This window comes from Amycolatopsis sp. NPDC049868, from assembly GCF_044461365.1.
Classification (GTDB): Bacteria; Actinomycetota; Actinomycetes; order Mycobacteriales; family Pseudonocardiaceae; genus Amycolatopsis.
Map to the genome: position 1 here is coordinate 1,195,790 of NZ_JBITKV010000001.1, position 26,989 is coordinate 1,222,778.

Annotated in this window: 26 protein-coding genes; 4 read left to right on the forward strand and 22 right to left on the reverse strand. The window is 68.6% G+C overall.

Features of this window, described 5'->3' with window-relative positions; genetic code table 11:
- Nucleotides 1–132 precede the first annotated feature (132 nt).
- The 7 genes from ACIBTM_RS05755 to ACIBTM_RS05785 all read right to left on the reverse strand — a co-directional run bounded on the left by ACIBTM_RS05755 (nucleotide 133) and on the right by ACIBTM_RS05785 (nucleotide 9,083).
- On the reverse strand, nucleotides 133–1,143 hold the full coding sequence (locus ACIBTM_RS05755) for a TauD/TfdA family dioxygenase (RefSeq protein WP_395875381.1): 1,011 nt from the start codon (nucleotides 1,141–1,143) through the stop codon (nucleotides 133–135).
- Entirely contained in the window at nucleotides 1,140–2,549 is a 1,410-nt protein-coding gene (locus ACIBTM_RS05760; protein WP_395875382.1) for a cation:proton antiporter, read from the reverse strand. Before ACIBTM_RS05760 ends, ACIBTM_RS05755 begins: the two co-directional genes overlap by 4 nt.
- The gene (gene ddaH / locus ACIBTM_RS05765) at nucleotides 2,550–3,371 is read right to left on the reverse strand and encodes a dimethylargininase (RefSeq protein WP_395875383.1); all 822 of its coding nucleotides are present in this window, start codon (nucleotides 3,369–3,371) and stop codon (nucleotides 2,550–2,552) included.
- Between the two features lie 79 nt (nucleotides 3,372–3,450).
- Complete coding sequence (locus ACIBTM_RS05770) at nucleotides 3,451–4,704, reverse strand: ATP-grasp domain-containing protein (protein WP_395875384.1); 1,254 nt, start codon at nucleotides 4,702–4,704, stop codon at nucleotides 3,451–3,453.
- The gene (locus tag ACIBTM_RS05775) at nucleotides 4,701–5,858 is read right to left on the reverse strand and encodes an NAD(P)/FAD-dependent oxidoreductase (RefSeq protein ID WP_395875385.1); all 1,158 of its coding nucleotides are present in this window, start codon (nucleotides 5,856–5,858) and stop codon (nucleotides 4,701–4,703) included. The genes ACIBTM_RS05770 and ACIBTM_RS05775 overlap by 4 nt, the downstream gene beginning before the upstream one ends.
- A gap of 102 nt (nucleotides 5,859–5,960) precedes the next feature.
- A complete protein-coding gene (locus tag ACIBTM_RS05780) occupies nucleotides 5,961–7,529 on the reverse strand; it encodes a carbamoyltransferase C-terminal domain-containing protein (RefSeq protein ID WP_395875386.1) in 1,569 nt (522 codons plus the stop codon).
- Nucleotides 7,530–7,616: 87 nt separating this feature from the next.
- Complete coding sequence (locus ACIBTM_RS05785; RefSeq protein ID WP_395875387.1) at nucleotides 7,617–9,083, reverse strand: NB-ARC domain-containing protein; 1,467 nt, start codon at nucleotides 9,081–9,083, stop codon at nucleotides 7,617–7,619.
- 188 nt (nucleotides 9,084–9,271) lie between these two features.
- On the opposite strand from ACIBTM_RS05785, the gene ACIBTM_RS05790 reads away from it, so the two are divergent.
- On the forward strand, nucleotides 9,272–9,964 hold the full coding sequence (locus ACIBTM_RS05790) for a hypothetical protein (protein ID WP_395875388.1): 693 nt from the start codon (nucleotides 9,272–9,274) through the stop codon (nucleotides 9,962–9,964).
- Nucleotides 9,948–10,298 (forward strand): MmcQ/YjbR family DNA-binding protein, encoded by a 351-nt coding sequence (locus tag ACIBTM_RS05795; RefSeq protein ID WP_037344315.1) that lies wholly within the window; start codon nucleotides 9,948–9,950, stop codon nucleotides 10,296–10,298. The genes ACIBTM_RS05790 and ACIBTM_RS05795 overlap by 17 nt, the downstream gene beginning before the upstream one ends.
- Before the next feature lie 283 nt (nucleotides 10,299–10,581).
- Here the strand turns inward: ACIBTM_RS05795 and ACIBTM_RS05800 are convergent, their stop codons facing one another.
- From ACIBTM_RS05800 to ACIBTM_RS05860, 13 genes are all read right to left on the reverse strand, one after another.
- Nucleotides 10,582–10,911, reverse strand: coding sequence for a hypothetical protein (locus ACIBTM_RS05800; protein ID WP_037344313.1), 330 nt, complete (start codon nucleotides 10,909–10,911; stop codon nucleotides 10,582–10,584).
- On the reverse strand, nucleotides 10,908–12,152 hold the full coding sequence (locus tag ACIBTM_RS05805; RefSeq protein ID WP_395875389.1) for a glutamate synthase-related protein: 1,245 nt from the start codon (nucleotides 12,150–12,152) through the stop codon (nucleotides 10,908–10,910). The genes ACIBTM_RS05800 and ACIBTM_RS05805 overlap by 4 nt, the downstream gene beginning before the upstream one ends.
- Complete coding sequence (locus tag ACIBTM_RS05810; RefSeq protein WP_395875390.1) at nucleotides 12,149–13,144, reverse strand: asparagine synthetase A; 996 nt, start codon at nucleotides 13,142–13,144, stop codon at nucleotides 12,149–12,151. Before ACIBTM_RS05810 ends, ACIBTM_RS05805 begins: the two co-directional genes overlap by 4 nt.
- Nucleotides 13,141–14,451 (reverse strand): methylaspartate mutase, encoded by a 1,311-nt coding sequence (locus ACIBTM_RS05815; protein ID WP_395875391.1) that lies wholly within the window; start codon nucleotides 14,449–14,451, stop codon nucleotides 13,141–13,143. Before ACIBTM_RS05815 ends, ACIBTM_RS05810 begins: the two co-directional genes overlap by 4 nt.
- Nucleotides 14,448–14,912 carry a cobalamin B12-binding domain-containing protein gene (locus ACIBTM_RS05820; RefSeq protein ID WP_395875392.1) on the reverse strand — a complete coding sequence of 155 codons (465 nt, stop codon included), beginning with the start codon at nucleotides 14,910–14,912 and terminating at the stop codon, nucleotides 14,448–14,450. Before ACIBTM_RS05820 ends, ACIBTM_RS05815 begins: the two co-directional genes overlap by 4 nt.
- Nucleotides 14,909–16,189 (reverse strand): ATP-grasp domain-containing protein, encoded by a 1,281-nt coding sequence (locus ACIBTM_RS05825; protein WP_395875393.1) that lies wholly within the window; start codon nucleotides 16,187–16,189, stop codon nucleotides 14,909–14,911. The genes ACIBTM_RS05820 and ACIBTM_RS05825 overlap by 4 nt, the downstream gene beginning before the upstream one ends.
- Nucleotides 16,186–17,937 (reverse strand): ABC transporter substrate-binding protein, encoded by a 1,752-nt coding sequence (locus tag ACIBTM_RS05830; protein ID WP_395875394.1) that lies wholly within the window; start codon nucleotides 17,935–17,937, stop codon nucleotides 16,186–16,188. Before ACIBTM_RS05830 ends, ACIBTM_RS05825 begins: the two co-directional genes overlap by 4 nt.
- Before the next feature lie 69 nt (nucleotides 17,938–18,006).
- Nucleotides 18,007–19,263, reverse strand: coding sequence for an MFS transporter (locus ACIBTM_RS05835; RefSeq protein ID WP_395875395.1), 1,257 nt, complete (start codon nucleotides 19,261–19,263; stop codon nucleotides 18,007–18,009).
- 6 nt (nucleotides 19,264–19,269) lie between these two features.
- Nucleotides 19,270–20,889, reverse strand: coding sequence for a class I tRNA ligase family protein (locus ACIBTM_RS05840; RefSeq protein WP_395875396.1), 1,620 nt, complete (start codon nucleotides 20,887–20,889; stop codon nucleotides 19,270–19,272).
- Nucleotides 20,890–20,891: 2 nt separating this feature from the next.
- Nucleotides 20,892–21,257 carry a cupin domain-containing protein gene (locus ACIBTM_RS05845; RefSeq protein ID WP_037344297.1) on the reverse strand — a complete coding sequence of 122 codons (366 nt, stop codon included), beginning with the start codon at nucleotides 21,255–21,257 and terminating at the stop codon, nucleotides 20,892–20,894.
- 23 nt (nucleotides 21,258–21,280) lie between these two features.
- Nucleotides 21,281–22,594, reverse strand: coding sequence for a lysine N(6)-hydroxylase/L-ornithine N(5)-oxygenase family protein (locus ACIBTM_RS05850; protein ID WP_395875397.1), 1,314 nt, complete (start codon nucleotides 22,592–22,594; stop codon nucleotides 21,281–21,283).
- A gap of 59 nt (nucleotides 22,595–22,653) precedes the next feature.
- On the reverse strand, nucleotides 22,654–23,910 hold the full coding sequence (locus tag ACIBTM_RS05855) for an ATP-grasp domain-containing protein (protein ID WP_395875398.1): 1,257 nt from the start codon (nucleotides 23,908–23,910) through the stop codon (nucleotides 22,654–22,656).
- Between the two features lie 150 nt (nucleotides 23,911–24,060).
- Entirely contained in the window at nucleotides 24,061–24,546 is a 486-nt protein-coding gene (locus ACIBTM_RS05860) for a winged helix-turn-helix transcriptional regulator (RefSeq protein WP_395875399.1), read from the reverse strand.
- A gap of 92 nt (nucleotides 24,547–24,638) precedes the next feature.
- Here ACIBTM_RS05860 and ACIBTM_RS05865 point away from each other — a divergent pair, with 92 nt between their 5' ends.
- Entirely contained in the window at nucleotides 24,639–25,187 is a 549-nt protein-coding gene (locus tag ACIBTM_RS05865; protein WP_395875400.1) for a dihydrofolate reductase family protein, read from the forward strand.
- Here ACIBTM_RS05865 and ACIBTM_RS05870 read toward each other — a convergent pair.
- Both ACIBTM_RS05870 and ACIBTM_RS05875 read right to left on the reverse strand, forming a co-directional pair.
- Nucleotides 25,184–25,465: a hypothetical protein gene (locus tag ACIBTM_RS05870; RefSeq protein ID WP_395875401.1), complete on the reverse strand. Its 282-nt coding sequence runs from the start codon at nucleotides 25,463–25,465 to the stop codon at nucleotides 25,184–25,186. The genes ACIBTM_RS05865 and ACIBTM_RS05870 overlap by 4 nt on opposite strands.
- Before the next feature lie 144 nt (nucleotides 25,466–25,609).
- Nucleotides 25,610–26,017, reverse strand: a complete 408-nt coding sequence (locus tag ACIBTM_RS05875; protein ID WP_395875402.1) for a VOC family protein — start codon at nucleotides 26,015–26,017, stop codon at nucleotides 25,610–25,612.
- Nucleotides 26,018–26,177: 160 nt separating this feature from the next.
- Here ACIBTM_RS05875 and ACIBTM_RS05880 point away from each other — a divergent pair, with 160 nt between their 5' ends.
- Nucleotides 26,178–26,768 carry a GNAT family N-acetyltransferase gene (locus tag ACIBTM_RS05880; protein WP_395875403.1) on the forward strand — a complete coding sequence of 197 codons (591 nt, stop codon included), beginning with the start codon at nucleotides 26,178–26,180 and terminating at the stop codon, nucleotides 26,766–26,768.
- Nucleotides 26,769–26,989: the final 221 nt, after the last annotated feature.

Here is a 26,989-nt window from a genome sequence, read left to right on the forward strand (position 1 = left end):
CACCGAGCGTCGCGAATTCCAGCTGCGGAAGGCAAGTCCGTGAAGGCCTCCTTCCCAAGTACATGAAGGCCCCCTTCCTTGCGCTAGACGCAAGCAAGGGGGCCTTCATGTACTGCAGCCGCGCGCGAAACCTCAGTGCACCCGCCGGTCCTCAGCCGTCCCCCGGTACCGGATCGTCCACAAGCTGCGCCGGATGTAAGTACGCTGCAGCCACCGGTCCCGCCCGTTGTGCCGCGCGAAGAACTGCGACCGCGCGTGCAGGCCCTTCCGGTTGTTGATCAGCAGCGCCGTCCCCGGTTCGAGCTTCACCTGGTGCGCGACCTCGCGGCAGACCCGCTGCAACTCCTCCAGCGCCTGTTCCGCCTCGACGGTCTCCCCCACCACACCGTTGGCCGAGATCGCCACTTCCGGCGACTCCGCCGGCCCGGAGATCACCGGCACGAGGTCGGAGAGCACGTCGGCCCCCTTGGCCACGTCGCGCACGTAGCTGCCGGGCGCGTTGAGCCGGAACAGCGGGCGGCGCAGGACGTCGAGGACCTCCGGGTCCAGGGCGGCCGAGATGTCCCTGCCGTCGGCGTAGTAGGTGACGGCTTCCTTGTTGCCGTCCTGGCGGACGCAGTTCAGTACCAGGAAGTCCGGATTGGACACGTCATAGCGGCCGACCTCGTCGTGCACGATGTCGTTGTGGAAGTTGAGGAACACGTGCGAGCTCTGGTTCGTCTGGCTCCGCGCCCCCGCCGACACCGGGACGACGTCATGCACGAGCCGCCCGCTCTTCTCGGTGGTGAACCCGACGGGTTCGCCGAGCAGCTGGCTCAGTCCCAAAAGGACGGTCTCGGCGACGAACGTCTTCTTGTCCTTGCTGGGCTCGCCGTCGATCGGCGTCTCCGGCAGCTCCGGATCCACCGGCAGGTTGCGCACGAGAGCGACGCCGGGGGTGTCGACGTGCCTGCCGAAGTCCAGGATCGTCTGCAGCTGGTCGATCGGCAGCTTCGAGAACGTGACGCGGAGCATCGCCAGCGAGCGGTCGATGTCGTCGACGGGGTTCGGGAAGGACCGCAGGTCGCTCCCGATGGTGTCCCGGACCTCGTCGGCGAGGACGACCTCGGCGAAGGTGCTGACTAGGGTTTCCTTGCTGGTCATGGTGTCCTATCCACTTTCCGCCGCCGCTGGACCGGCGGTCTCGTCTTGAACTTGGAGATGAGGGTGAGCGCGGGGGCGGTCGCGATCGTCGACACCAGCGTCATGATCACGAGCATCGCGAACACCGCCGGGCTGATCACCTTCAGCTGGAGGCCGACGTTGAGCACCACCAGTTCCGTCAGCCCCCGGCAGTTCATCAGCGCCCCGAGGGAGAGCGATTCGCGCCAGCCGACCCCGGTCAGCCGCGCCGCCGTCGTGCTGCCCACCCACTTCCCGAACACCGCCACCGCCGTGATCAGCACGGTCCAGAGCCACAGCGAGCCGGAGCCGAGCAGGCTGAACTCGGTGTGCAGCCCGGTGTAGGCGAAGAAGAGCGGTAGCAGCAACGTCAGCGTCAGGCTGCCCAGCTTCCCGGCCGCGCGGGCGACGACCGGATCCTTCCTCGGCGCGATCACCCCGAAGAGGAAGGCGCCGAAGATCGCGTGGATGCCGATCTCGTTGGTGGCCAGCGCCGACAGCATGATCCCGCCGAGCAGGATCGCGAGCACCGCGGACTCCGGCACGCGCGCGAGCACCTTGGCCAGCAGCGGCTTGACGACGTAGATCATCGCCACGACGAACACCAGGGTGAGCCCGACGGTCAGGAAGACCTCCGACGGCGTCCCGCCCTGGCTGACGGCGACCACCACGGCCAGCAGGCACCAGGCGGCGACGTCGTCGACGGCGGCGCAGGTGAGCGCGAGCGCGCCCAGCGGCGTCTTCGAGAGGCCACGGTCGGTCAGGATCCTTGCCAGCACGGGGAACGCCGTCACGCTCATGGAGACCGCGATGAACAGCCCGAAGGCGAGGAAGCCGACGTCGCCGCCGAAGGCCGGGTACATGCCGAGCGCGAGCACGATGCCGCAGACCATCGGCAGCGCGATGCTGACCTGGCTGACGGTCACCGCGGTGAACCCGCGCCTGCGCACCGCGTCGAGGTCGATCTCGGAACCGACCAGGTACATGAAGAAGATCAGGCCCAGCTGCGACAGGATGTTGATCGCCGAGACCACCCCGCCGGGGAACAGCCAGCCGAACGCGCCGGGCCAGACGATGCCGAACAACGACGGTCCCAGGAGGATGCCGGCGACGATCTCGCCGATCACCGCGGGCTGGCCGAGCCGCCGGGCCAGTACGCCCGCCAGGTGGCAGGCGCCCAGGATCACCGGAAGCGCGACCAGCAGGCGCGCGTAGGTGTCGGGGCCGCCGCCCGCGGCCTTGGCCCCCGTGCTCGCGACGGGCGCGTAGGCCGACCCCAGGCCGAGCACCACGACCACGACCGCCGCCGGAACCGCGATCAGCGCGGCCCCGACGAGGATCCGGCGCAGCGCGGTACGCCCGCTCCGCTCCTGTACCGTCGATTCCATCTATTCTCCTTGAGCGGCACGCAGTTCCAGCGTGCAGCATTTGACGCTGCCACCCGCCTTGAGCAATTCGGACAGGTCGGCGCCGATCGGTTCGAAGCCGTGTTCCCGCAGCTGCGCGGTCAGCTCGGTGGCGGCCTGCGGAAGCACGACGTGCTTCCCGTCGGAAACGGCGTTGAGGCCGAACACGGACGCGTCGGCTTCGGAAGCCAGGATCGCGTCGGGGTACAGCTCTTTCAGCAGCAGACGGCTGTCCTCGGAGAACGCCCCCGGGTAGTACATGACCGTGTCTTCGTCGAGGACGGCGAGTGCCGTGTCGAGGTGGTAGTACCGCGGGTCGATCAGGGTCAGCTTGGTCACCGGATGGCCGAAGAACTCGCGGGATTCGTTGTGCGCCTCCGGGTTCGTGCGGAACCCAGTCCCCGCGAGGATCGTCTTCCCGGCGACGAGGTAGTCGCCCTCCCCCTCGTTGACCCACTGTGCCTGCCGCACGTAGCGGTATCCGTTGTCGCGGAACCACTTGAGATACGCGTCGGACTCGCCGGCCCGCTGCACGTGGTGGAACCGCGCCACGAGCACCTGCCCGTCGACCACGGTGGCGCCGTTGGCCGCGAACACCATGTCGGGCAGGCCGGGCAGCGGATCGAGCAGCTCGACACGATGCCCCAGGTCGACGTACAGATCACGCAGCCACTCCCACTGCGCGATGGCCAGCTCGGTGTCCGTCGGTTTCTTCGGGTCCATCCAGGGGTTGATCGAGTACTCGACGTCGAAGTACGTCGGTCTGACCATCAGGTAATGCCGTTGGGTGGCAGTCCGTGACACGCTTCCTCCACGCGGTTTTGGGCGTCTTTCGCCACCGGGCCCTGGGTAAGGGCCCGGTTTCGTCGAACAGGATTCGGTGCTACTTCTGGGTTTCGGAGAGTTTGACCTCGATCTTCCCGGCCAGGTCGTTCGCGTTTCGCATGGCCTCGTCGAAGGACGCGCCGAGTGCGCCGATGCCGCCGAAGATGTTGTTGCCGAGCGGCGGGCGTTTGATCAGGTCACCCGGCTTGGCGAAGATCTTGAGGTAGTACAGGGCGTCCGATTCGTTCACCGCGGGCGGGACGTCGATCGAGGCGATCACGCCGCCGGGGCAGATCAGGCACATCGCGGCGGTGTGCAGTCCGGTGGGGCTGAAGTGCTGGACATCCGGCCGGACACCGCGGGAGACGTCCATGAGTCCCCTGATCGGGTCGTACCCGGCGGAAAGCCGTGCCATATGGTCGAGTCCCCCGCCGCCCGGACGTACGGCGATCTCCAGCAGGAACGGTTTGCCCTGGTGGAAACGGACTTCGGCATGCAGCGCGCCGCGAGTGAGGCCCTGTGCTCGCACGCCGGCGGCCACCACCGCGTGCACCTCGGCCACCTGCTCGGCGGTGAGCGACGTGGGCGCGTGGTGCACGTCGTCGTCGAAGGTCTCGCCCTCCGAGGTGACTCTGTCCACAATAGAACCGAGGTAGACCTCGTCGTCCCAGGCGACGGCTTCGATGAGATGCTCGTGACCGTCCAGAAAGGACTCGACGAGCAGGCCGTGCGGGCCGAGGTCCAGCCCCTCGGCCTCCATGTTGTACCAGGACATCCCGTCGATGCCTTCGCGTGCCTGCGCGTAGCGTTCCCGCATCTTCTCTTCGTCGTCGACGCGGAAGACGAAGTTGCTGGCCGCGCCGAGGGTCGGCTTGAGGATCACCGGATAGCCGAAGTCCTCGGCCGCTCGCAAGGCCGCGTCGAGGTCTTCGACGAACCGGAAGTCCGGATGCGCGGCCCCGCCCTTTTCGTGCGCCTGCCGCATGATCAGCTTGTTCCGGCTGGTCCGCGCCGCGTCCACCCCGATACCGGGCAGGCCGAGCTCCTCGGCGACCGCGGCGACGAGGACGACGCCGGACTCGGAAAAGGTGAGCACGCCGTCGAAGGATTCTTCCGCGTGCCAGGCCTTCGCGTGCCGGATCAGGTCGTCGACGTGATCGCTGCCGGCGATCCGGTAGCGCTCGGACGGCCAGAGATCCTCGGTGCCGATCCCGTTGAGCACGTACAGCACCCCGCCGAAGTCCTCGATCTGCTGGTACCTGGGCAGGTAGTAGTAGGAGTTCTGGCTGGCTTCCAGCGCGAGCAGTTTCACGACACACCTCGTAGGGCAGGACGGATCGGATGGACACCGCCCGCTCGCACGAGCGGCCGGTCGAGCGGTTCGAGTCCGGTCTGGACCGGGTCGGCGCCGGTCAGGCGCGCGGCCAGGGACCGGGCGATCAGCGGGGCGAACTTGAACGACGAGCCGCCGCACGCCGCATAGGACAGGACCCGGTCGCCGAGGACGGCGAGCATCGGGCCGAGAGTGGAACGCCGGGCCAGATAGTGGCAGTCCCGGGTGTCGACCAGCCAATCCCGGCGGAAACCCGGGATCAGCGCGGCGAACATGTCGATCAGGTGCTCACGCCACCACGACGGCACGGTCGCGCCGCCGACCTCGTCGACGACCCGGCACGCGCTCGCGGCACTGAGCTTCAACGGCGTCCCGGCGACGGGCGGCACCAGCCACGCGCCGCCCGCGGCACCGAGCGAGGTGATCGCCGGGGTCGCGGCCCACGCGGCGGCGTCGGCGGGCGGGACGTCGCAGTAGAGCATCGTCTGCCGGTGCAGCACGAGTTCCCTGGACAGCGCGGGGGCCAGCAGCTCCCGTGACCACGGGCCCGCCGCCACCAGGACGGCGTCGCCGCCGAGGATCGTGCCATCGGCCAGCCGGACCTCTGCCCGGTCGGCGTCGATCCCGATCACCTTGCGGTGCGGGTGGAGTTCCGCGTTCGCGTGCCACCGCAGCCGGGTGGCACACGCCGTCAGCACCCGATCGGCGAGCAGGACCCCCGCATGCGATTCGAAGACCGCGCCCGTCCCCGGCACGAACCCGGCGTGCGGGAACTCCGCGGCGAGTGCGTCCGCGCCGAGCACTTCGGCCTTCGATCCCGCCGCGGACAACAGATCCCGCGCGGCCGCCGCCTCGTCCGGCGGCACCGCGGTGAGCGCGCCGACCTGTTCGTAGAACGACGTGGACAACGAGTGCTCCAGTTCGAGCCACGCGTGATGCGCGCCGACCGCGGCGGCCGTGGCCGCGGGGTCGCCGGGATGCAACGCGCGCAGCACGCGGTGACGGTCGAACGAGGTCGCGCCGGAGAACGGGATGTCCGCCTGGTCGGCGATCACCACTTCGTGCCCGGCCGACACGCACTCCAGCGCCGTCAGCAGCGCGATGACGCCACCGCCCGCGAGCACGACTCGCATGGTCTTCCCCCTCCGGGCGAAAATTCGTTCGGGCACCACGAGGTACCCGGATGCCACTGCTGGGAGGTGACATCCGGGCCTTACCCCCGTTGGGCAAGGACTTCAGGAAGCGCGCGGGGTCACGAAGGTGTCGTTGATGACGTAGCCGTCGAGGCCGTACGTCTCCCCGTACTCGATGAGATCGCTGGTGCGGTTGAGGAAACCGCGCCCGTTGTTGTTCAGCGAGGTGTTGCACAGCACGCTGAACCCGGTCTGCTCGCGGAAGGCTTCGAGCAGGTCGGTGATGCCGGCGTTGCGTTCCCGCGTCACCGTCTGGGTGCGCGCGGTCCCGTCGACGTGCGTGATGGCCTTCAATTCGTCGGAGGTGACGTGGTTGAAGTACAGCATGTACGGATCCTGCACCGAGCCGACGAACCAGTTCGGGGCGTCGGATTCCAGCGCGATCGGGGCGATCGGGCGGTAGTCCTCGCGGCGCTTGATCTTGTTGAGCCGCACGGTGGTGTCCACGGTGAACGGGGCGGCGAGGATCGACCGGTTACCCAGCGCCCGCGGGCCCATCTCGTACCGGCCGCGTGCCCAGCCGATGATGTTGCCGTCCTTGATGTACTTCGCGACCTCGCTCGCCACGAGCGGCCGTGTCTCGTACTTGGCGGGATCCGGGACGACGTCCTCGACGAAGTTCTCCCCCGCGTAGACGTCCCAATCGATGGTCGCCTGTCCGGTGTAGAACCATTGCGCGTCGATGGCCGTGCCGAGCGCGGAACCGCTGTCGTTGGGGCACGGCGGCACGAACACCGAGGAGAACAGGCCGCTCTCCCGCCACAACCGGTTCCAGTCGCAGTTCAGCCCGCAGCCGCCGGAGATCAGCAGCGGCAGGCCTTCGGTCAGGTTCTTCTCCGCGTAGTCGTAGAACCGGTTGAAGATCGCCTGCGAATGCTTCGCCGCCGCGTTGCGGTATTCCTGCGACCACACACCGGCGTTGTACAGATGGGACCAGGACATCTCCTCTTTGGACAGACCGAGGATGATGCCGTCGCGGTCGAGGATGAAGTCGATGGTCTTCCGCTCGTCCGGCGTGAGCGGTCCCGGCTCGGCGAACCCGGTCAGCGCCATCTGCTTGCCGGCGTCGTTGAACCGGAACTTCCCCTTCCCCAGCGGGAAACCCGGGTCCGCCAGCGCGAAGAGGTACGCGTACTTCGCGCCGGGGTCGGTCAGGACGTGCTGCAGGTGAGTGGCCTCACCGCGTTCGTCGATCCGGTAGAAGTCACCGATGTTCCCTTCCCACACCAGGGAGTAGTACGCCTGGCCGGGTGCCGCGGGGGCCATCCCGAGGGAGGTATAGATATGCGAGCGCTCGTGGGTGGAGGAGAAGTAACGCACGTCCTTGCCGAAGAACTTGCCCGCTTCGTCGGAGATCGCGCCCTCGCCGACACCGAAGTATCCGGTGCGGGAGGGCGGTTCCACCGAGAACTCCCCCTTGACCCAGCCGCCGAGCGCGACCACGTCGGGCTGCTTGTCGAGCATGCCCGCCGCGCGCGCCATCAGCTCGCCGGTGATCCGGTCGTAGCGCGGGTAGTTGTCCTTTTCCGACTCCAGCGCGAACAGCAGCTTGCCGTCCTCGATCGCCACGATCCCGCCATCGTGGCCCTCCTTCATCGACAGAATCAGCATTGTGTCACCGAATTTCGCTCGCCTTCATTCGTCGACTCATTCAAGCCGCGCGGCCCGTTGACCGGAAGCGCCGCACGGGGAGAACAATCAACCTTCGGACGAACCACCCGGCAGGGTGCGCACGGCCTCGTGACGCAGCGATTCGAACGCGTTCTTCCGCGCCCGGTGACCGGCCATCGGGACGGCGGCGGCGAACGGGCCCGGCTCCCGCTGCCGTTCGGACGCGAACGCGCTGACCAACCGGGAGACCGCGTAGCGGCCGGCGACGTTGGCGCGCTGGAGAAGTCCGGCGTCCACCACGGACTCGAGGAGCTCGTCCGCGGTCTCGATCATGATGCCCATCGCCGCGGCGACGCCGATCGACGTCGTCCAGCCCGCCCCGCTCTGCCCGAAGTGGTGGATGGCCTCCCGTTCGGTGGGCGAAAGCTGTTCGTACGCCGTGGTGAACCGGTCCCGCACGTTGACGTCACCGACACAGAGGCTGTCCATGAGCCGTTCGCGATCGGCGAGCTGGCCCGCCGTGTACGCGATCGCCCATTCCGGGCGGGCGGCGATCTTGCGGCCGACGATGTTGACCGCCAGCGGAAGGTCCCCGCACAGTTCGGCGATCATGTCGGTGGCGTCGTGCTCCGCCCGCACCCGGGCGGGTCCGGCGATCCGGCCGATCAAGGCCATCGATTCCTTGCGGGAAAACGTATCCAGCTCGACACGGTTCGTGTCCTCCAGCCCGAGCAGCCGCGCGCGGCTGGTCACCACGACCTGGCTGTGCGGGGCCTGGCCCAGCAGCGGCCGCACCTGGCCCTCGTCCCTGACCCCCGTGAGGAGCACGAACAACCTGCGTTCCGCCAGCAGGGACCGGTACAGCCCGATCCGCTGCATCGGGTCGTCGGGCACGAGATGCGCCGGCACGCCGAGCGCGCGCAGGAATCCGCGCACGATCCCGTTGGCCGACCGGCCCCCGGCGCCGCTGCCGCCCAGATCGGCGTAGAGATGCCCGTCCGGGAAGTCCGTTGCCACCTCTTCCGCCAGCCGCAAGGCGAAGGCCGTCTTCCCCACGCCGATCGGACCACTGATGAGCAACGGCACCTTGACCGGGCCGCTCGCCCCGATCATCTCCGCGGCGTCGGCCAGATCCCCTTCCCTGCCGACGAAAGTCCTCGATCCCATCGGCAGCTGGGCCGGACGGGCGAGGCGGATGACGCCGGATGCCAACGTATGCGCGCCATCCGGCGGCGCTTCGGCCGGTGGTGGCACGGGCGCGCGTTCCTCGCGCGCCTCGGCGCCGCCCCCTGTCTGCCCGGCGACACTCCGCCAACGCCGTTCCCAGGCCGCTCGGTCCCCACCGCACGCGGAGACGAACGCCAACGTCACGGCGAGCGTGGGCAGCCGGTGGCCGCTGGCCGCGCTGGACAGCACGGAAGGAGCGAACAGTGCCGTTCTCGCGAGTTCCCGGTAACTCGGGTTTCCCGCCCGGTTCCTCAAGACGCGCAGATCGTGAGCGAATGCGGCGATCGGACCAGTGGAGCCGTCCAACGGTCGCTCGGGTCTGCCCATGCCATCTCCCTCCCCTGGATGGGGTAACGCAATCGCACTGCGTGACCGTCATCCTTGCAGCCTTCCTGGCCACAACCCTAAAGGACCAATGAACCGTGCAGCAGATACAAATAGGTGACTCAATGTACAAAGTCCAATAGGTGGACGCGGAAATTCACCCCCTTGGTGGCACCGGATAGGGTTCGCCCATGTCTGACCCCTTGCCGCCACTCGCCGAACTCCGGCGAGCCGCCGAAGTGTTCAACGGCTTCGCGAATGCGGACACCTCGTGGCTTCGGCTCGTCGCTGAAACGCGGTCCGCGATCGACCTGTCACAGCCCGCACATCGCACAATTCTTCTTCGCTGGCTCAACTCGTGGGGATGCCGAATCCGGTACCCGCGGGAAGGCGAGCCGGCCCCTTTCGACGACGGGGTGCTGGCCTGGTGGGAGACCTGGAGCGCCACCCTGCCCACCGCCGATCTCGCCGACCTGACCGACGCGGGGATCGACACCGCCGCGAAGGCGTACGCGGACCTCGCGGGTGTCGTCGTCTCAGCGGGACGGACCAGGCGTACGCTGGGCCCGACCGCCGCGGCCAAGGCACTGTATGCGTTGCGGCCCAACACGATCATGCCGTGGGACGCCGCCATCGCGGCCGCCCTCCACGGCGCTCGTGACGGCGCCGCGTTCGGGAGACATCTGCGACTCGGCCGCGCGTGGGCCGCCGCGGTGATCGCGGAGGCGGGAGACGGCGGGGCGGAGATCCCCGCCCTGATGGGCAGGCCCGTGTCACTGGCGAAGATCCTCGACGAATACCTTTACGTCGCCTTCACCATGGACGCCAAGGGTGACTGGGGAACAGACAGGGGAGAATGGTGGAAAAATGGTAACCGGGGATGACGTCAGAGAGATCGTTTCGGGGCTCCCTCGCGCCTATGAGGCACTGGTCCGGGACCGGGCGAAGTTCCGCGTGGGGCGAATCGTCTTCCTTTCGCTCTCGCCCGACGAAACCGTGATGGGATTCGGCTATCCCAAAGAAGAGCGGGAAGCGCTGGTGGCCGGCGAGCCGGACAAGTTCATGATGCCGATTCCGTCCGATATGCGCTATCAGTGGGTCCGCGCCCGGCTGTCCGCGCTCGATTACGAAGAGTTACGAGAGCTGATCGTCGACTCGTGGCGAATGTGCGTGCCGAAGAAGGTCTGGGCGGAATACCTCGAAAAGAACCCGAGCTGAACCGCCCCTTGCGGATTGCGCCGTTCAGCCCTCTCGATTGCCCTTTTCGGTCGCGTGAATTGCCTTTCAAGTGACCGAAAGACGGGACTCACGTGATCGCAGACGTGACTCGCGTGCTTGGGGACGGAACTCACGTGCCTGGAGGCCGCACTCGGGTGTGCGGCTTCTGAGCACGCGAGTTCCGCCTTCAAGCACGCGAGTTTCGCCTCCAAGCACGAAGCGCGTGAAGGCCCCCTTCCCTCGGCTGAGCCGAGGGAAGGGGGCCTTCACGCGCAAAGTGCGGCTACTCCGCGACCTCTTCGATCGCCGACGTGCCGCGGGAGCCGGGGTTCCCGTACCGCTCCCACACCTCGTTCAGCCGGATCCGCCCGTCCGGCAGGAACTCCGGGGTGTTCGTGCTGTGTCCCGAAATCACCTGGCCGCTGGCCAGCACCATCGTGTAGGCCATGTCGATCGTCCCGTCCTCGCCGCACTTCCCGGTCAGCGAGCCGAGCCGCACCCCGCCGCCGGTCAGCTCGGCCCACACCAGATCGTCCTTCTGCCGGTACAGGGTGACCGGCGCGTCCGGGTCGGTGCTGACCTTGCGGAACCGTTTGCCGTCGTAGTTGATCATCCGTCCAGCTCCGTCCGAGTCGGGAACCAAAGGTCGTCCGTGGTGAGATCCGCGAGGTCGTATTTCCCGAGCGCGCTGGCGAGCAGCCGCAGTTCGAGTTCGAGGCACCGCACCAGCCGTACGAGCCCTTCGCTCCCGTCCTCGTCGACGGCGAGCAGCGCCGCCCGGCCGAGGCCGACCGCGGAAGCGCCCATCGCCAGGCACTTCAGCGCACGGGCGCCTTCCCAGATCCGCCCCGACACCAGCAGCGACGCGTCGTGTTTGCCGACCCGCCGCAGGCATTCGACCAGCGGCAGCCCCACCTGGTCGAGGAAGACCGACGGCGCCCAGCCGGTTCCGCCCTCCGCGCCGTCCACGGTGACGGCGTCCGCTCCCGCCGCCCACGCGACCCGTGCCGCCTCGCCGACGTCGCGGCCCGGATGCAGTTTCACCCAGGCGCGGGCCCGCGGGTAGTTGTTGCGCATCAGGTGGATCTGCTGGCGCAGGATCTCCCCGGTGAACGTGCCGGGGCTGCTGGAGCGCAGCACCATCGCCTGATCCCTGCCGAACGCTTCGTCCACTGTGTACTGTTCGGCGATCTCGCCCGCGGCCGTGCGCGAGAGCACGGTCATCCCGCCGAGCCCCGGCTTGGCGCCCTGCCCGACCTTGAGCTCGAACGCCAGCCGCCCGGTTTCCAGCAGTTTCGTCGCGGACGGGTCGCTGTAGACGAGGTTCCACACCTCCGCGTCGGCGTCTTCGGTGCTCTGCTGGACGACGACACCGCCCAGCCCGTCCGGTACGGCGTCGGCGTACGCGCGGATCCGGCCGAGCAAACCGTCCTCGACGGTTTCGCCCATCCGGCCGTAGCCGTGCATGGGGACCACGTTCTCGCCGATCACCATCGGCATCCCGAGCCTGCCCGCCTGCTCGCTCGCGGCGATCCCGAGCCCGCTGCCCGCGACCTGCGTGGAGCCGAACGCGCACAGGAACACCGGCGACGGCGCGGTGAACCCGCCGAGTACGGTCGACAGCCCGACGTCGCCGTACACCGGTTCGCGGGCGAGGTCGAACATCTTCTCCAGGCGCCGCGGGACGAACACCGGCGGTACGATCCGCGCGCGGTCGAGTTCGTCCGGCGGGGTGTCGACGTCCGCGCCGAACAGCGACCGGCCGTATCCCGCGACGTCGGGGAAGATCGCCGCGCTGCCTTCCCTTGCCCTGGCCCGGATCGCGTCCTCCGGGAGCTGCCGCGCGGTGATCACGGCGTCGCGATCCCGGGCAGCTTCGGGTACGCGTTGGCCTGCCAGATCGCGTCCAGCCCGGCGATGTAGCGCGTCACCCGCTCCAGCCCCATCCCGAAGCCGGCGCTCGGCGGCAGCCCCTCGCGCGCGAGGTCGAGGTACCAGGCGTACTTCGCCGGGTTCTCCCCCGTCTCCCGCATCCGCTCGATCAGGCGCCGGTACTCGTGCGTGCGTTCGCCGCCGCTGCAGAGCTCGCCGAACCCGTCGGAGGCGATGAGGTCGAAGTTCCGCAGCACACCCGGTTCGGTGCTGGACTCGCCGTCGGTGAACCCGCGCGACCCCTTGGGGTAGTCGACGATGAAGAACGGCCGGTTCGTCTGCTCCGAGATGATCCGCTCGCCCTGCCAGTCGATCTCCGCGTCGGCGCTCTGCCCGTGCCGCAGGCCCTGCAGCCGCGACACCGCCTCGCGGTGCGTCATCCGCTCGAAGTCCTCTTCCATCAGCGCCGTGAACGCCTCCTGGTCCCGGCCCAGCGTGGCGAGGTCCACTTTGGACTCTCGCAGGGTGTGGGCGACCACGTGCCGGAGCAGGCCCTGCGCGATGTCGAGGACATCCTCGCGGCTCGCACGGGCGACCTCGACGTCGATCTGGGTGAACTCGACCAGATGCCGTCCCGTGGTCGAGGTCTCCAGCGGCTCCAGCCGCACGTTCGGGGCGACGTAGAAGATCTTGTCGAACGCGAGCAGCGACGCCTGCTTGTACAGGATGACGCTGGTCATCATCTTGTACTTGTGCCCGTAGTAGTCGACGTCGACCTGCTTGGCGCCACGGCATCCCGGATCGGTGACCGGCCCGATGAGCGGCGGCTGCAGTTCCACGAACCCGTTCATGCCGAGGTACTCGCGGGTGCCGGCGGTGATGCTGTTCTGAATGCGCAGGGCCGCCTGCGTCACCGGCGACGTCAGATGCTCGCGGGTGCCCGGCGGCAGCGCCGCGTCCGATGTTCCGGTCATGTCCTACTCCCCTGTGTCAGTCGGTTCACGGTCTCGATTCCGGGTAGCCCGTACTTCTCGTCGAACGACCGCTCGACGTACCGGAGCGCGTCCAGCAGATCGTTCGAGGTCATCCGCCGGTCACCGGGCAGGTCGACGAGATCGCCCAGCGGCATCGCGCCGATCCGCTGCCACTCCAGGCGGCCGCCGTCGGCCAGCCGTCCGCGGGCCCGGCCCGCGTTGTCCGGATGCAGGCAGAACGGGACGTCCAGCTGGCCGCGCGCGAACGCGGTGACCAGCGCCCGTCCGAGGTCGGTGTCGAGCGAAAGAACGTTGTCCACCAACGCTTTCGCCTGAGCATGGATCCCGGTGTCGCCGAGCCTGCCGATCCGGGAGACGCCGCGAGCGGCCTCGGCGGCGTGTTCCAGCGCGGTCACGTTCTCCGCCACGGTCGGCAGCCGGTGCGCTTCGGCGGTGGTCTTGACGATCAGCCTGCTCGCCCCGGTGCGGGCGGCCAGCCGCGCGGACTCCGCGATCAGCTCCAGCGCGCCACCCGGTGTCCTCGGGTAGACGCCCATGTAGCCGTAGATCACCACGTGCGTCCGCGCGTGCGGCACGTACTCCCTGATCAGCGCCTGCAGCGCGGCGACGGCCTCCTCGTCCTGCCCGGGGTGGGTCTGCTGCGCGTAGCTGAAGGACAGGCAGCGGATCCCGTGCCGCCAGAAGAACATCCCCTCCAGCACGCTCAACGCGACCAGCAGCGCGGGCGGGCACAGCTGGCCCATCATGCAGCCGCCGAAGGTCTCCAGATGCGGCTCCAGTTCGGGGCCCCGGGCCTCGGCCAGCGTCTCGCACGAGCGCCGCCAGTTGTCGACGGCCGCCGAAAGCGGCATCCGGCTGTACGGCAGGCAATACGACACCGGGCCGCCCTCGGTCGCGTGCAGCCCGAAGTCCAGCAGCGTCCGCACGATCCGGCGGGGATCCGCCGAACCGTGCCGGACCTGCACCGGGAAGTCCCCGGTCAGCACGCCGTCGAGCAACGCCGTCGTCGTCACGGGATCGTGGTCGACGAGCGGGTACCCGTTGAGATCGGCGCCTGCCGCCAACGCCGCGCGCGCCGCCTCGTGGTCGCCGACCCTGGTGTAGCTGTCGATCGTGATCGTGCCGACCGTCGCGGCCCGCGCGTCCCTGGTCGCCAGCAGCCCCCTGGCCATCCGTCCCGGATCGGCGAACCCCATCCGAGGCTGGACGACCAGCTCCCCCCGGGCGTGGTGGCGCGCGACCACCTCGCCGAACGAAAGTCCCCGCCGCGGGGCGAGCACGTTCATCCCGCGCCCAGCGGGACACCGGGGGCGCGGACGGACAAGGTACGGAGGAACGTGCGGAACGGGGTAAGCCCGGCGGAGTCCTCGAAGACCGCGTCGAAGCCGGCCTCCAGCAACCGGGCCGCGTTGCTGCCACCCGTGACATCCAGCTTCCCGCCGATGACGACCGGCGTCGTGACCAGCTCCGGCCGTGCGCGGAAGGCCTCCATCAACCGGACGCCGTCCTGACGGCCGTGCCCGTTGAGGCTGCTGATCACCAGCAGATCCGGCCGCCGGTTGACGCATTCGCGCACGATGGTCGCGTCCGGGACGCAGGCGCCGAGGTTGGTGACCCGGCAGCCCAGTTCCTCCAGCAACAGCTCCAGGTACACCAGGTTCCAGGTGTGCGCGTCGGACGAGAGCCCGGTGACGATCACATCGAGACCGGCGTCCGGGAGCGTGGGCTGGACGGCTTCGATGGTCATGGTGCGGCGTTCTCCCTCTCTCCTCGGTCCGGCCGCACGTCGATCTCGATCAGCGCGACCGCCTCTTCGGCCAGGCGCGACGCCTCCGCCGGGCTGTCCGCGGTCACCATCAGATCGCCGACGCGGTCCCACGAACTGCGCAGCCCGTCGAACCGGTCACCCGCCGAGACGCTGACGTCGCACATGAACACGCCTTCGGACTGCGCCGCCTTCTCCACCCCGCGCACGTCCTCGATGCGGCCCGGCTCGATCGACAGGAACCGGACCGCGGCGCCGCGTTCGGCCTTGCGCGGCAACACGTCCACGACCGGCTCGTCCTTCATCACCGAGAAGTAGGCGCGGTTCAGCTCCACCGGGTAGGCGCGCTGGATCAGCTCGATGATGCCGTCGCCCGCGAACCGGCCGGCGCATTCGACCAGATACGGGACGCCGTCCGAGACGATCCACTCACAGTGGACGATCCCGGTGCGGAACCCGGCCGCGGTGGTGAGCCGCCGCGTCTCCTCGGTCAGCGTCGCGGTCAGCTCGTCCGGGATGTCGGCGGGGACGATATGCGCGAGCTCGATCGGACGCGGACCGGGGAACAGCCGTTTGCCGGTGACGTTGGCGAACAGCGGCTCGCCGTCGCGCAGCAGCATCTCGACGCTGAACTCGTCTCCCTCGACGAAGCTTTCGGCGAGCATCTTCAGTTCCATCGCGCGGTCCGGGACGAAGATCCCTTCGTCCTGCACGACACAGTTCGTCCAGGCCTGCTCGGCCTCGGCCGGGTCGGTGAGCACCTGCGTCCCCACCGAAGCCTGCCGGTTCGACGGCTTCAGCACGGTCTTCCCCGGATGCCGCGCCATGAACTCACGGACCTGTGCCGGGCTTTCGACGCGCGCCGACGCCGGATTCGCGATCCCCGCCGCCCGGCTGACCAGGCGCAGCACCTCCTTGTCCCGCAGGATCTGCGCCGCACCGAACCCCGCGCCCGGCAGGCCGTAGCGCTCCGCGAGCCGGGCCGCGAACGGGGTCGCGTACTCGGTCAGCGGGACCACCGCGGCCGGGTCGAGGTCGTGGTGGACGTGGTAGAACTCGTCCGCCTTGCCGGGGAGGTGGAACTCCCACTCGATGAGCTCGCGCACCAGCGCCGAACCGGCCACCGTCTTCCGTGCCTCGCGTTTGCGGATGACGTCGGGTTCTTCGACGAAGATGACCGTGCCGTCCGGCTGGAAGTCCTTGATGGACGAGCCCAGCGCCGCGGCCACGAACCCGACCAGCACCACCGGGCGGGTCATGACTCGTCCTCGACGTAGTACCAGTTCTCGGGGTTGATCAGCCCGTACGGGTTGATCGGCGAGAACCCGCGCAGGTTGCCCGCGACCTCGAACAGCCGTCGCGGGAACGTCGGCATGAAGATCACCGGCGCCTGGTCGGCGATGTACTCCTGGTATTCGTAGAGCGCTTCGAGCGAGTCGGTGGTGACGGTCTTCGCGATCAGCTCGTCCGCTTTGGCGTCCCGGTAGTTGCTGAAGTTGCAGGCCGCCCCGCTCTGGAAGAGGTTCTCGCCGGTCGGGTAGTTGTAGACCCAGCCGCCGCCCCAGCAGGACAGCTGCCACATCCGCTTCTCGCCCGGACCGTCCTCCGCCACCAGGACCGAACCCATCACCTCTTCGAGGCGGATCTCGATCCCGGCCTTGGCCGCGTCGTCCCGGAACTGCGCCATGAGCCGCGCCAGCGACGGCCGGCCTTCCCAGTAGCGCAGGGAGAAGCTCAGTTCGGTGCCCGCCGGGATGCCTTCGCCCGCTTCACCGGGGCCGGTGCCGGGCCGCACGCATACCGCGGGCGAAGTGGTGACGTCCCAGCCGTTGTCGGCGAGCAACTGCCGCGCCTTCTCCAGGTCGAACGGCCAGAACCCGCCGCGCTCGGCGATCTTCGGCGAGACCAGATCGCTCTTGGGCAGCACCGGGATCGACCCCGTCTGGCTCCAGCCGTAACCCTGGTAGACCTCGCGGGCCCCGTACTCCTGGTCGAAACAGCTCTGCAGTGCCTGCCGGACATAGGGCTGCCTGATCAGGTTCCCGGCCACCGTCGGGTTGCTGAAGTTCACCGCCATGAAGTTGATGTTGAACAGGATCTGCGGCTCCAGCTGGAAGCCGTCGCCCAGCGGGTTCGGCCCGCCCTTCGTCGGCTCGCCGTCGGGCTGGACGCCCATCCCCGGTGGCAGGAAGCCGACCTGGACGTCGCCCGACCGCAGCAGCTCGTACTGCTGTTCGTCCGACGTCGTCGAGACCTGGCGCAGCTCGTCGAGATGCGGCGGGTTGGGTCCGCTGTAGTGCTCGTTCGGGACGAAGGTGACGACACCTTCCTCGGTGTAGCTCTTGAGCCGCCACGGCCCGTTCACGACACTCCACACAGGACTGTCGGCCCAGCGCGTGCGGTGCGCGTTGTCCTCCTCGACGACGTCGCCGTTCTCCGCCATCAGGAACTCGTAGACCGCTTCGGCCTGCTCGATGTCGTGCGTCGCGTCGGCCGGGCCGTCCGCGGTGCGGTCCCACGCCTTCGGCATCGGCGTGATCATGGTGAGCTGGTTCAGCAGCGCCCAGTTCTTCGAGTACGCCTTGTCGAAGGTGAAGCTCACCTTGTCGTCGGCGACCTTCTCGAACGACACCAGGTTGTCCGGGAAGTAGCCCTCGGAGTAGGCGCCGAACTTCGGCCCCTTCACCTTCAGCATGTTCATCCAGAAGATGACGTTGTCCGCGCAGACCGTCTCGCCGTTGGACCACTTCCACGGTTTGATCCGGACCGTGCAGGTGCGGCCGGTCTCGTCCCACACCGGCTCTTCGCCGACGCTCAGGTCGTAGTCGATCTCCGGCGCGCCGTCCCGGCCCAGCCAGTACAGCGGCCGGTACATCAGCATCTGGAACTCGTAGAGGTTCCGCACGCCGAAGCGTTCGCCCGGGGTGAAGGGGAAGATCACCGCGGGCGGGAACCCGGGCAGGCAGGCCCAGGTCGCCACGCCGCCCTTGATCGGCTTGTCCGTCATGACTTTCGCTTCCTCCGCAGTTCGGCCGCGCTTAGTGGTTGCCATCGGATGTCCTTCGGTGGTGACCACTTAGGCGGCGGTCGCCTCGAGAACCTCGGCCGGTCGCTTCTCCTGCGCCGACAACGGTTTCGCCAGACTGAAGTAGGTGCCGATCACGATCGCGCCCTGCAGGATCGCCAGCCCCCAGAACGCGTAGGGCACGGTGGTCGCGTCCGCCAGGGAGGACAGCGCGACGGTCGCCGCGACCCCGAGCCCGAGCCCGAGGGCCTGGGTACCACCGAAGATCCGGCCGACCCGCTCCTCCGGGCTGGCCCGCATCAGCAGCGTGCGGGCCGCGATCCGGCCTTGTGCGAAACAGAACCCGGCGAACGGGATCGCCGCCATCAGCGCGATGTAGTGCAGTGGCTGGATCGCCAGGCAGATCAGGTTGCCGAGGGTGCCGAGCACGGCCAGATGGATGCCCTTGAACCGTTTGCTGACCTTGCCGTACGCCGCGGCGCCGACGATGAACCCGACGCCCGCCAGCGCGTCGACCACGCCGATCATCCACGCGCCCTGATTGAAGGTCTGCAGGATCAGCGTCGTCAGGATGACGTTGGCGACCATCAGGCCGATGTTGCCGTTGGCGTACAGCAGCGCGAGCCGCTTGATCGGCTGGCGCACCGGGGCTTCGGCCGGCGCCGACGGATCGGTGTCCGCGACCTCCTCGGCCACCGGCGCCTTCGCCGGCTTGCGGCCGATCGCGTAGACCAGCACGGCCGAGAGGACGAAACTCACCGAGTTGAACACGAACAACGGCGTGGCGCCGAACCAGATCACCAGGAAACCGGCCAGCGAAGACGCCAGCAGCATGCCGGCGTTGCTCGCCATCTCGAAATGCGAGTTGAACTTCCCGAGCCGCTCGTCGCGGATCCGTTCCTTGATGAGGCCGTTGCTCGCGGGCATGAACAACGCCGCGGTGCAGGCGAGCATGAAGTTCGCGATGTAGGACCCCAGGTTCGCCGGGCCGCCGATCCACAGCCACACCGGCAACGCGAACGCGGTCAGCGCGCTCACGAGATCCGCCGCCACGCACAGCATCCGGCGGTCGACCTTGTCGACCAGTTTCCCGAACAGGACCGCGAGCGCGACCTGCGGGATGGACACCGCGATGAACAGCCAGCCGACCGCCAGGGTGGTCTGCTCGGCGTGGAAGACCAGGATCGCGGCGGCGGTGATCTGGAAGGCGTTACCCGCCGTGGTGATGAATCCCGCCGGGACCAGCAGGCGTTCGGCGAGCCGGGAACTCCGGGCCGCGTCGGTGGATAAGGTGCTGTCGAGTGACATGGTGGGTCAGACCTCGCTCGTCGGGGGGAATTCCAGTGATGGCACGGGGAAGGCCGTGGTGTGCGTGACGTCGAACGCGGCCGCGGTGATCCGGAGGGCGAACCCGCCCGCTTCGGCGGCACGGCCGGCGAGGTCGATCAGGATCGGCGAGGCACAGCCGATCAACGCCCGCAGTTCGAGGAAGAGGTCGCCGAGCCGCGCGCGGAGCATCTCCTGGTCGAGGTTGCCCTTCAGCGTGCGTTCCGTCGCCGCCCGCAGGCGTTCGACGTGCTGCACGATCAGATCGGCGGCCCGGCTGAGGCTGAAGTCCTCAAGTTCGTAGTTCAGGGCGAACCGGGAGACCATCGCCGCGGCCCGTTCCGTGGCTTCGGCCGACACCGGGAGCGAGCCGTTCTCGCCGCCGACCTCGGCGGTGAGCTTGGCCAGTGTCTCGGCGAGCTCGTTCCAGGGCGTGACGAGCCGCTCCCCCGCGACCTTTTCCAGTGCGGCGCGGGAGAAGTTGGTCCGCGCGAACTCGGGGGCGGTGAGGTTGAGGTGGAACCGCGCGATGTCGCGGGGCACCTCGGCCGCCAGGTCACGCGCCCAGACCACGTGGCCCTTGCTGGTGGAGAACTTCTCGTTCTCCAGTTCGTAGAACTCGTTGACCAGCAAGGTGTCCGGGAGGACGTAGCGGCCTTCGAGCGCGATCAGCTCGGCGACGTGGACGACGCCCCAGGTGAACAGGGGGTCGAACCCCATGAACACCACGACCCGCGCGTCGTTCTCCGCGAGCCAGGCGTCGTCATCGGCGACCTTCGGCTTCCCGTTGCGCCGCAACGCGTACTCGGTGCAGTACATCGAGGCGGGCATCCCCTCGACCCAGGCGTTGAGCCGCTGCCCCGGCGTCTGGAGGAACGGCGCCGGCAGCCCCCATTTCACCGGGTACGTGATCGCGAAGTCGGGCAACGGCCCGGCCAGCAGTTCCCGCATCAGCCCGAGCACGTGCGGCCGCCACGCGGGGCCGCGTTCCTCGTAGTAGGCCTGGAGCTGTTCGCGGTACTCCGAGACCGGGAAGACCATGATCTCGGTCTCGCGATAGGTCACCTCGTCGGCCGGGTCGAGCACCGAGTACGGCTCGATCAGCGCGTCGAAGTCGATCGGATGCCCGCAGCCCTCGCAGAATCCGCCACGGCTGTCGGCGAGACACGTCGGACAGCCACCGCCGACGAAACCCTCGACCAGGAACTCGCCCTTGCTTTCACTGTACGGCAGCCGCACCTTGCGCAAGCGAAGCTTTCCCTTGTCGTACAAGCGCTTGACGTAGTCGTGGACGAGCGCCTTGTAGCCGTCGTCGGTCGGCGAGAAGCCGTCGACCTCGACACCCATCGCCTTGAACGTGCGCTGGATGTTCTCGGTCGACTGCTCCACCAGTTCCGGCGGTGTCAGCCCGACCCTGGCCGCGCTGGTGACGAGGTACGTCTGGCTGTCGTCGGTGCAGGAGGCGAACACGGCCTCGCGGCCCGCCGCGCGCAGGTACCGGCGGTGCACGTCGGCACCGAGGTACGGGCCGGCGATATGCCCGATGTGCAGGTCGCCGTTGGACGTCGGGGGGCCGCCGATGATCACCACCGGTCTCGTGTCGGCCATTCTCATGCCTCCGCTTCGTGGCGAGCGGCGAACTTCACCGTCATGTCGGAGTCCCACCAGATCGCGTACATCTCGAAGTCCTCCGCACCGTCGTTGAGGATGCGGTGCTCGGTGCCGGGCTTGTGGAACTCGATGTCGCCAGGCCGGAAGGCACGGCGCTCTCCCCCGGACTCGACGACGGCCTCGCCGCTGACGGCGATGAAGATCTCGTACTCGTGGTGGGAATGCGCGCCCGTCGCGCCGTGCGCGGGCACCGTGACCCAGGCACCTTCGAACGGCGCGTTCAGCGCCGCCCACGGCAGGAGCCGCTGTCCGTAGGCACCGTTCTCGAAGACCATCTTTTCCCGTTCGAGCGGACGGATCTCCATGACTTTCTCTTCCTTCTCGTGGATCAGCGGGTGGCGACGATGGGGGCGGATTCCGAAGTCGGCTGCGGTGGCACCGAAGGGTTCTCACCGCGGTGGGCGAGGATGTCCTGCAGGATGTCGTTGGCGCGCGGGGCGAGCACGCTCAGCAGCGAGTCCGCGATCCCATGCGTCGCCTCGTTGACACCCTGGAGGTAGAGGGCGGCGGTGGCGGGCTGCTCGATCTCCAGCCGATAGTCACGGGTCACCTTGATCTCCGACAGCCCGATCGACTTCGCGATCTCCTGGACCATCCTCGGCATCTCCGGGGAGAAGCCGGTGCCGAGCAGCACGAGATCGGTGCGCAGTTCCTGGACCTCGCCGGTACGCCGGTCCGTCAGTTCCAGCACGATCTCGTCGCCCTCGTCGCGGGCGTCGGTGATGTCGCTCATCGTGATCATCGTCAGCCGCGACCGGCCGGAGAGGCGGTCGAGGTAGATCGAGCGGTAGAGCGCGTCCATCGTGCCCGGGGCGAGCCCGGAGTAGTTCGTGTGGTGCATCTCCTTGAGCATCTGCTCGCGCGCTTCCGGCCGTGCCTCGAAGAACTTGTCCACATGGGACGGGAAGAACAGCTCGTTGTTGAATTTGCTGCTCTCGTAGTAGTTCAGGCCGATCGAACGCATCACCATGGTCGGCTTGCATTCGGGCAGGTCCTTCTGCACCGCGCTGAACAGTTCCGCGGCGCTCTGCCCGGCGCCGATCACCGCGACACGGTACGGGAGATCCTTGCGCAGCTTGGCGATCCTCGGCAGGTACTGCGTGCTGTGGATGACGCGGTCCTGGTTCACCGTCCGGAGCCGGTCGGGGATCCGCGCGTCGCGGCCCGCGCCGACGACCAGGTACCGGCTGCGGATGGTCTCGCCGTCGGCGACGTGCGTGTCCCAGCCGGTGAGCGTGCCGTCCGTCCACACGGGAGTGATTTCGAGACATTCGCGGCCGCGCTGCAGGTCCACCAGGGAAAGCGAGTCCGCCGTCCACTTGAGATAGTCGGCGAGCTCCACCCGGTACGGGACGAAGCTGCCCATGTTCACGAACTCGTTGAGCCGGTCGGTGGCGTGCAGGTAGTTGAGGAACGAGAAGCGGCTGCGCGGATTGCGCAGGGTCACCAGGTCCTTGAGGAACGAGACCTGCGAGAGGGCCTCGGGCAAGAGCATCCCCCGCTGCCAGGAGACCTCCTCGTCGCGTTCGAGCAGGACCGATTCGCGGGCCAGGGCGGGCGCGAGCTCTTCCAGCGCCACTGCCAATGCCAGGTTCGACGGTCCTGCTCCGACTGCGAGCAGCTCGACATCACGGTTCGCCATTTGTTCGCTCCGCCATCTTTGTGAGTGCTGGGAAGGTGTTCTGTGGTACCGGTGCGCGGTCAGCCACCGGCGGCCACCGAGGGCAGCAGGGGGTGCGCGGTCAGCCGGACCTGGGCCATGGCCTTGTCCAGCACCGCTTCGCAGTCGTCGGGTTCGGCGCCCGCGCAGATCACGTACGCGTGGCGCGAGATGAACTCCGCCGGCGGCAGCCGCAGGCGCGAACCCGGCTCGACGAGCCTGTCCGCGGCGAGGATCCCGTTGTTCCGCAACGAATCCGGCACGGACACGGACTCGACGACACAGTCCTGTTTCGGGTAGCCGAACCGTACGCCGACCCACCGGGGATCGGCCTCGTGCGGGATGTGGGGACGCATGCCGAGCGCGACGTCGACCGCGGCCGCGCCGGGGTCGATCCCGGTCGCGAACTTGGCGAGCAACGGGATCAGGTCGCCGCCGAGCCTGCCGTTGATCTCCACGATCACCGGCCCGCGTTCGGTGAGCTTGAGCTCGGTGTGGGTGATGCCGTACCGGAAGTCGATCGCGCCGTGCGCGCGGGCCAGCGTCGAGCGCAGGACCGGGTCGGCGAGCAGTTCGTCCGCGGAACTGACCAGGTGGCCGAGCTCCTCGAAGTACGGATGCATGCCGACCGTCTTGCGCGCGACGAACATCGGCGTGTACTCGCCGTCCACGACGGCGCCGTCCACGCTGATCTCCGGGCCGCTCAGGTACTCCTCGACCAGCGCCCCGCCCTTGTAGGCGGGCGAGCCGCCGAAGCTGGCGTCTTCCGCGGTCCGGAACGCCTTCCGCACGGCCTCGGCGTCTTCCGCGAGACTGACGCCGATGCTGGCCCCGCCACCGCGGGGCTTGACCACGACCGGGTACCCGATCCGCTCCGCGACGCGGACCGCCTGGTCGTCGTCGTGCACGAACCCGAAATCGGGCTGCGCCACGCCGGCCGCGGTGAGCGTCCGGCGGCTGAACCACTTGTCACGGCAGCCTTCGATCGCGGAGATCCCGGCGCCCGGCACGCCGAGTTCGTCCGCGACATGCGCCGCCGCCACGATCAGCGCCTCGTCCCAGGACACCACGCCGAGTACCGGCGTGGTGGCGTGGAGCGCGCGGGCCGCGGCCAGCACGGCGTCCTGGTCCTGTGTGTCCAGCACCGTGGCGCCGGTGATGTAGCGCTCCTGCCAGGTCGGTTCGGTCCCGTTGAACAACCACAAGGGATGCCGGTGCCCGGCCGACGCCAACAGGTACTCCCGGTACGGCCGCATCCCGCAGCCGATCACCAGGACAACACCCTCCGCTGAGCTCATTCCCTCTCCCCACCAGCCCGTCACTTCGTCGCGGGCTACTACATCCCGGGGGCGGGTTGACCGGAACCCTTGATTCGGGAAGAACAATCAACGAGATGCGCGGTGAGGGCGCGGGGGCTACGAGGAATGCCCAGTGGTCCCAGGCGGCTTTCAGAGGGCCGCTTCGTAAGCGGCGGCAAGGCGTTCGAGCACGCCGGGGCCGTCCTTCGCCGGGGACGGCGCGCCGAGGTGGACGACCCGCAGTTCCGCCATGAACTCGGCCCACAGTTCCGGTCCGCCCTCGGCGAGCAGTTCGGCCCGCACCCTCAGGCGCTCGGTCGTCGGACGATGCCGGAGCCCCCAGGAACCGAGGTGCGCGAACACGGGGACCAGCTGGATCGACGCCTCGGTGAGGCTGTACGCGGCCCGTTTGCCGGGCCCGGCGTCCTCGCGGGTCAGCAGGCCGGCCTTGACCAGCCGCTTCAATCTGTCGGACAGGATGTTGGAAGCGATCCCCTCTTCGGACCCCGCGAGTAGCTCCCGGAAATGGCGCCGGGTGCCGAACATGATGTCCCGCAGCACGAGCAGGCTCCAGCTGTCGCCGAACGCCTCGACCGCGGCGTTGATCGGACAGCCGGAACGGGCGGGTTCCGCCATCCCTTCACCTCCTGAAGAAGTGGTTGCAAACCACTATCAGCCACTTTATCGTGAAGCAACCGATTGCAGAACGCAACCAGTTGGAGGCCGTGATGCTCGAACCCCAGACCGCGGACGGGAAGGTGCTCTGGCACTTCACGATGTCGCTCGACGGCTTCGTCGCGGGCCCGGGCCACGGCATGGACTGGATGACCGGCACCACCTTCCGGCCGGAACTGGTCGCCGAATACGCCGCGACCACCGGCGCCGTCCTCGGTGGTCGCGACGGCTGGGACGCCTACCCCGATCCCGGCGGCATCTACGGCGGCGCCTGGAAAGGACCGCTGTTCGTTCTCACCCATCACCCCGAGGACGCCACGCCCACCCCCGGGGTCACGTTCCTGAACTGCGGCGTGGACGAAGCCGTCCGGATCGGCCTGGAAGCGGCGAACGGGAAGAACCTCGAAGTGTTCTCGCCGAACATCGGCCGACAGTTGCTCGCCTTGGGGTTGATCGACGAGATCGATCTGCACATCGCGCCGGTGCTGCTCGGCGACGGCATCCGGCTGTACGACAACCCCGGTGGGCCGCCGATCCGCCTGCACGGGCTCGGCACGGAAGATCCGCGCGCGGCGATCGACGTCCGGTTCCGGCCGGCCTAGTTCCTGTTGCCGTAGGACTGCTCGCACGGATACCCGTCACGGTCGGCGTCCCAGCTCAGCGGGCGCCCCGCGTTCACCCAGGCGTTGTAGGCGTACGTGTACGAGAATCCTTCGGCGAACAGGCGCTGGCACGATGTGAGCGAAGGTGCCCGGGTGTTCGGCGGCGAGACGATCTCCCGCACCACGGTGACCGGTGTCCCGGCCGTCGTCGTCCCGCAACCACCCAGTGCCGCGACAGCACCCGCCGATACCAACAGTGCCGCGACCATCCTGTTCATCCTCTTGCCTCCCGGTGGAACCGCCGAATCCTCACGCGAGGAGAACGGCGGTTTCACCGGTGACATAACGGGTTTCGCGCGATCGGAGCCGCAAGTCCCCGGAAGTCGGGAGCTTCGGCACGGACCGGGCAGGGCCGGAAGACCCTAGGATTGGATGACGTTCACCATCCACAAGATGCCGAATTTGTCGGTGCAGGCACCGAATTCGTCACCCCACATCTGCTTTTCGAACGGAACCGAAACGGTACCCTCGGCGGAGAGTTTCTCCCAGTATCCGCGCAATTCCTCACCGTCGTCGCCGCTGATGCTGACCGACACGTTGGTGCCCGGATTATGCGCCATTCCCGGCGGCGTGTCCGACGCCATGATCGTGTAGCCGCTCGGGGAATCGAGCTGGCTGTGCATGATCTGGTCCTCCACCGGCGATCCCGCCATACCGGACTCGCCGAACGTATTCAGCGTCAGTTCTCCGCCGAACACCGACTTGTAGAACTCCATGGCCTGCCGGGCGTCGCCGGCGAAGCTGAGGTAGGGATTGAGACGAGAAGCCACTGGAACGCTCCTTCTGGTCGGGTCACGAGCATCCTGGCAGACGCCTCCCGGCGCGACAACGGCTGGACTACGGCCGGGTGAATCCTGCGCGCGACGAAAAATTCAACCCCGTTCGCCGAATACGTGGGCGATTTCCCGAGTACCGCTTTAATGTCGGCACATGCCCGCGTTCCGGATCCACCCCGCGACGGCCGACCGGTTCGACGACGTCGCGACCATCCTCAACCCGAACGGGAACGACCGCGCCTGCTGGTGTCTCGCCTACCGCGCGAAACCCGCGGACTACAGCCGGTTGCGCGGCGACGAACGCGCCGAACACGTCCGCGCCCTGTGCGCGGCGGACCCGGCGCCCGGCGTGCTCGCCTACGACGGCACCACCCCGGTCGGCTGGTGCGGCGTCGGCCCGCGCGCGCACCTGCACCGGATGACGCGTTCCCGCACGATGCCGCCGATCGACGACGTCCCGGCGTGGACGGTCGTCTGTTTCGTCGTCCGGTCCGGCCATCGGCGGCAGGGCGTGGCGCACGCGCTGCTGGACGGCGCCGTCTCCTACGCGCGGTCGCACGGCGCCCCGGTCATCGAGGGCTATCCCGTCGACCCCGGCGAAGGGCGGATCAACTCGTCCGCGGCCCATGTGGGAACCATCGGGCTGTTCGCGGCCGCGGGGTTCGAACTCGTCGAAGAGACCCAGGCACGCTCGGACCGGAAACCGCGCTGGCTCATGCGGCTGGACCTGAGCGCCGGCTCGTGAACGACGGCCTACCCGGCCCAGGGTGTGGGGGGGGGGGGGGGGGGGGGGGGGGGGGGGGGGGCCGGGCGGGGGGGGGGGGGGGGGGGGGGGGGGGGGGGGGGGGGGCGCGGGGGGGGGGGCGGGGGGGGGGGGGGGGGGGCGGGGGGGGCGGGGGGGGGGGCGGGGCGCCGGGGGGGGGGGGGGGGGGGGGGGGGGGGGGGGCGGGGGGGGGGCGCCCCGGC